At 62.9% G+C, this 3,688-nt stretch carries 5 protein-coding genes and 1 pseudogene; all 6 read right to left on the bottom strand.

Translation table 11 applies throughout. The annotated features are described in order from the left end of the window. A pseudogene (locus AC1DT3_RS14750) lies at positions 1 to 177 on the bottom strand (Holliday junction branch migration DNA helicase RuvB); the annotation flags it as partial. 85 nt (positions 178 to 262) lie between these two features. Continuing rightward, complete coding sequence (gene ruvA, locus AC1DT3_RS14745) at positions 263 to 880, bottom strand: Holliday junction branch migration protein RuvA (protein ID WP_477465997.1); 618 nt, start codon at positions 878 to 880, stop codon at positions 263 to 265. A gap of 33 nt (positions 881 to 913) precedes the next feature. Further along, entirely contained in the window at positions 914 to 1,414 is a 501-nt protein-coding gene (gene ruvC / locus AC1DT3_RS14740; RefSeq protein ID WP_477465996.1) for a crossover junction endodeoxyribonuclease RuvC, read from the bottom strand. 79 nt (positions 1,415 to 1,493) lie between these two features. Continuing rightward, positions 1,494 to 2,240 carry a YebC/PmpR family DNA-binding transcriptional regulator gene (locus tag AC1DT3_RS14735; protein ID WP_477465995.1) on the bottom strand — a complete coding sequence of 249 codons (747 nt, stop codon included), beginning with the start codon at positions 2,238 to 2,240 and terminating at the stop codon, positions 1,494 to 1,496. A gap of 201 nt (positions 2,241 to 2,441) precedes the next feature. Then, positions 2,442 to 3,134: an exopolysaccharide biosynthesis protein gene (locus tag AC1DT3_RS14730; protein ID WP_477465994.1), complete on the bottom strand. Its 693-nt coding sequence runs from the start codon at positions 3,132 to 3,134 to the stop codon at positions 2,442 to 2,444. A 37-nt stretch (positions 3,135 to 3,171) separates the two neighbouring features. Then, the coding region (locus AC1DT3_RS14725; RefSeq protein ID WP_477465993.1) for a TIGR00282 family metallophosphoesterase at positions 3,172 to 3,688 on the bottom strand (517 nt) is incomplete at its 5' end.

The following is a 3,688-nucleotide window of genomic DNA, read 5'->3' as shown; positions in this document are numbered from 1 at the left end:
GACGAACAGCACGTGATCGAGCGCGTCGCCGCGCGACTTCGCCGCGTTGATGAAGACCTGGAGATTTGCGCGCGCCGCCTTCTGTCCCGTGAAATCGTCGAGCGCCAACGGACGCAGCGAGGTCTCGATGTCGTCCTCGCGCTTTTCGGGAGTGAGAAGTCCTCGGGATTGGGTCAACGAATCATGCTTTCCAAAGGATTCATGCTTTCCAAGAGATCGATCGTACTTTCAATGCGGCCGGCCGTCCGAAGATGAGGGCCTTTTAGCGCGCCAGTTCTCGCAAGCCCAGCCGGATCAGAGTCTTGGCCTCCGGCGCCTCGCCGGCTTGTTTGAGCGCCGCTGCAATGGCCGCGGAGGCCTGGGCTTGGGGATAGCCGAGGTTGATCAGGGCGGAGACCGCATCGGTGACGGGGGCTGGCGCGCTTCGATCCTCGACGGAATCCGAGAGCCGGATCAGCGCCGGGTCGACGCCCGAGAAGGCTGGTACCTTGTCCTTCAATTCGGAGACGATGCGCTGCGCGAGTTTTGGCCCGACACCGGGTCCGCGGGCTACCGCCGCCTTGTCACTGGTGCCGATCGCCGTGGCGAGGCTGCCGGGATCGAGCACCGAAAGGATTCCGAGCGCCACCTTGGCTCCGACGCCCTGCACGCTCTGCAACAACTTGAACCACTCGCGCTCCGCGTCGGAGCGGAAACCGAACAGGCGGATCATGTCTTCGCGGACATGGGTTTCGATCGAGAGCGCAGCGGCCTCGCCGACCTTCGGCAGATTCTGCAGCGTGCGTGACGAGCAATGGACCACGTACCCGACGCCCTGGACGTCGATGATCACGAAATCCTCGCCGTAGGCGTCGATGATGCCTTTGAGTTTGCCGATCAAATCAGTCTCTCCTCACCGGCCACGGTGTAACACCTAATAGCGGGCGGCCAAAGCGCGCGCCTTGCGGTGGTGCGCGTGGGTGATGGCGATGGCGAGCGCATCGGCGGCGTCGGCCTTTTTGGGGTCGGCCTTCGGCAACAGCACCTTCACCATGGCGAGGACCTGGCCTTTTTCCGCATGGCCGGCGCCGACGACGGTCTTCTTCACCTGATTGGCGCCGTATTCGGCCACAGGAAGGCCATGCAGGGCCGGAACGAGAAGGGACATCGCCCGTGCCTGTCCGAGCTTGAGAGTCGCCTGCGCATCCTTGTTGACGAAGGTCTCCTCGACGGCGACCTCGTCCGGCGTCCAGGCCGCGACGACTTCGGTGAGCTTGTCGTGCAATTGCTTGAGACGCAACGCGAGCGCGAGGTCGCCGTCCGACGTGACGACGCCGCAAGCGATGAACGAAAGCTTCGTCCCCYCGATCGTGATGATGCCCCACCCGGTGTTGCGCAGGCCGGGATCGAGACCGAGGATGCGAATGCTTTCCATGCGTCTTTGTCCCCGATCCTCAAATACAACAGACGCTTCATTCCAGACCCTCCCAAAACAGGGAGGAACGGAGGGCCCGCTACTCGGCCAACTTCTGCATGAGCGCCTCGGACAATTCGAAATTGCCGTAGACGTTCTGCACGTCGTCGTGCTCTTCGAGGGTTTCCATCAGCTTCAACAGCTTTTCGCCGGCTTCGTCGTCGACGGGGACCGGTGTCTGGGCTTTCCAGACGAGCTTCGACGCCTTCGGTTCTCCGAATTTTTCTTCCAGCGCCTTCGTCACCTCGTTGAGCGACGTCTGCTCGCAATAGATCTCGTGGCCATGCTCGGTCGATACGACGTCTTCCGCACCGGCATCGATAGCGGCTTCGAGCACCGCGTCGGCGTCCCCGACTTCGGGACCGAAGGCGACGAGGCCGACGTGATCGAACATGAAGGAGACCGCGCCGGTCTCAGCGAGGTTGCCGCCGCTCTTGGTGAAGGAGGACCGGATGTCGGACGCAGTCCGGTTGCGGTTGTCGGTCATCGCCTCGACGATGATGGCCGCGCCGCCGGGGCCGTAGCCCTCGTAGCGGATCTCGTCGTAATTCTCGCCTTCGCCACCGATCGCCTTGTTGACGGCGCGCTGAATGTTGTCCTTGGGCATGTTTTCGGCCCGGGCAGCCAGGATGGCGGCACGCAGGCGCGGGTTCATGTTGGGATCGGGCATGCCCATCTTGGCCGCGACGGTGATTTCGCGGGCGAGCTTCGAGAAAACCTTCGAGCGCACCGCGTCCACCTTGCCCTTGCGGTGCATGATGTTCTTGAACTGAGAATGTCCGGCCATGGGGGCCTCCGCGATCGCGACCGAGAGCGTCTTGGCGTCCAAGCGCCCGTCAGGCCGCGGGTGTTGACATGGGAGCCGCATCCRCTGAYCGAATGCCGCTCGCGATGGATCTGCCCTTTCGGAACGCCGCGCCGATTGTCGAGCTGCACCAAAAAGGCTCTTGCCGGCTTATAAAACGGTGTTGCGTCCGAGGGAAAGCCCTCAAATGCCGAACCACGCGGTCAAGCCGGCCCGGATCAGGTGATACGACGCCCCGAGAATGGTCGCGGTGTAGGCGAGACCGGCAAAGCCGATGAGATAGCCGATGATCAGGAGATAGCCGTCCTCCTCGATCACCGCGATGGAGGCGATGACGAGCGCGATGGACGGCGGAAAGTTGGTTCCGGGAAACGGAATGAGCACGGAAAGCGCGACCAGGAACGCGAACAATCCCACAAACCGGTCGCCAAGGACGCTGAAAAGACGGGTCAGCCGGGGTTTGCAGAAACTCTCGAGCTTCTTCAATTTCGGCTCGGCGGCATCGATGATCGCCTTGAACTTGGAGACCGAGACCGAGCGATTGAGGATAAAGCGCGGCAGCCACGGATGCTTGTGACCAAGCATCATCTGAATGCTGAAGATGAGGACCGGCGTTCCCACGATGCCGGCGATGCCCGGCGGCGCCGGCACGCAATTCGGCAAACTGAACAGGATCAGGACGAAGCCGAACGCCCGTTCGCCGAAGGCCTCGATGATCTCGCCGATGGTGATCGTTTCGCCCTGGGCGGTATTGACCACCGCCCGCAGCACGTCGGAGACGCTCTTGTGCTCGTCAGGGCGCAGCAGACGCCCATTCTCGAGATCGCCGTCCAGTTTACGTTCGATATCCACCACCACCTCCGTGGCGGTGAACATGGCTATGCCGGGGTCCGACGCCAAGAGGTTTCCGCTGTCAGTCCCAGAAACGCGGCCAGGATTCCTCGAGATGGGGTCCCAGGCGGACGGCGGCGCAGCGGATGGCGAGACCAGTACGATCGTCCGTTTCGATCGCGATGCCCGACAAGGTGCCTTCGCCGAGGCCGGGCTCCATGCGGGGGCCAGGGGTCTTCTGAAGGAATCGCCGGATGGATTCTTCCTTCTGCATGCCGAGCACCGAATCATAGTCGCCGCACATGCCCGCATCCGTCATGTAAGCGGTACCGCCGGCGAGAACGCGATGGTCGGCGGTCGGTACGTGGGTATGGGTGCCGACGACGAGCGTGACGCGCCCATCGAGATGGTGCCCCATGGCCTCCTTCTCGCTCGTCGCCTCCGCGTGGATATCGACGATGATGGCATCCGCCACCTGGCTTAGGGGGCAGGCCTCGATCTCGCGGTCGACCGCAGCGAACGGGTCGTCGAGGGCGTCCATGTAGAGCCTGCCCATGACATTGATCACGAGAACCCGCTTCCCGGACGCGGTATCGATG

The sequence above is a fragment of the Microvirga sp. P4_G7 genome, assembly GCF_056401005.1.
Note: the sequence above shows the minus strand (reverse complement) of the source record. Positions and strands in the feature narration are given on the sequence as shown.

Coding starts and splice junctions, on each gene's coding strand:
- AC1DT3_RS14730 (WP_477465994.1), bottom strand. CDS start 3,134: ATGTTCACCGCCACGGAGGTGGTGGTGGATATCGAACGTAAACTGGAC.
- AC1DT3_RS14735 (WP_477465995.1), bottom strand. CDS start 2,240: ATGGCCGGACATTCTCAGTTCAAGAACATCATGCACCGCAAGGGCAAG.